Here is a 1,170-nt window from a genome sequence, read left to right on the forward strand (position 1 = left end):
CCTCAGGCAGCTTTAAACACAGTTTATCGACTGTACCTCTTTGGGGAACAAAAGCCTATATTGCACCTGCGGTAACAGAGCATAGTAACTAAAAGAATAAACAAGGCGGTTTATCTTAGAATGATGAACCGCCCTATTTCCTATTAATGCTACACTTTAAATTGTCGAATTAATGTATCTAATTGCTCACACTTAGTTGCTAAGTCTTGAATAATATCGTGACACTGATTTGAGCTAACAACCACATCTTGGCTATTATCAGCAATCTTTTGAATATTAAGATTAATATCCTCACTAACTTGGCTCTGTTGAGTAGCCGCTGTTGCTATTTGCAAATTCATTTCATTCACAACATTAATAGAATCAGTAATACTCTCTAGTGAACGATTAGCATTATTAGCTTGCTCAACAGTTGCAATGCCACTTTGACTACTCAAAGACATTGCTTTCACTGCTTGATTTGCACCTTGCTGAAGACGCTCAATCATAATCTGGATCTCGCCAGTACTTTCCTGTGTTTTACTGGCTAAAGAGCGAACTTCATCAGCCACAACAGCAAAACCACGACCTTGCTCTCCTGCTCGAGCCGCTTCAATGGCAGCATTTAAAGCGAGCAGATTAGTTTGATCAGCAATGCCTCGAATAACATCAAGTATAGAGGCAATATTACTTACATCTCGTTCAAGATCACTAATCACAATACTTGAGGATTCAATCTCTTCAGAAAGTTGATTAATAGCAGCCACCGTTTGATGAAGTACAACTTTAGCAGCATTAGATTCATCAGAAACCAATTGGCTTGCTTGAGCCGCTTCACTTGCATGCTGGCTAACCGTATCACTTGTTGCACTCATCTCATTTACAGCAGTGGCGGCAAGTGCACTCTGTTCCTGCTGATCAACAACTCTTTCAACTACCGTTTGAGTCGTATCTTTGATTTGAACAGCTTGTGAACTAACCGTATTAATAGTTTGGTAAACTGCTTGAACTGTAACATGAATTTTATCAACGAATTGGTTGAATGATGTCGCTAACTGCCCTAATTCATCACTAGATTCCACAGGTACTCGTTGAGTTAGATCCCCATCACCTGTTGCAATATTTTCCATTGCAATACGCAAGCGCTGCATAGGAGCAAGAACCACTTGTCCAACACCTAATACAACAACT

Annotated in this window: 1 protein-coding gene; it reads right to left on the reverse strand. The window is 39.8% G+C overall.

The window, feature by feature from the left end; translation table 11 throughout:
- Nucleotides 1-149: 149 nt before the first annotated feature.
- Nucleotides 150-1,170, reverse strand: a 1,021-nt coding sequence (locus tag I3255_RS14530) for a methyl-accepting chemotaxis protein (RefSeq protein ID WP_238039457.1), incomplete at its 5' end; no start/stop codon positions are given.

Origin of the sequence: Psychrobacter sp. Ps6 (assembly GCF_022129235.1) — a bacterium.
GTDB lineage: Bacteria > Pseudomonadota > Gammaproteobacteria > Pseudomonadales > Moraxellaceae > Psychrobacter.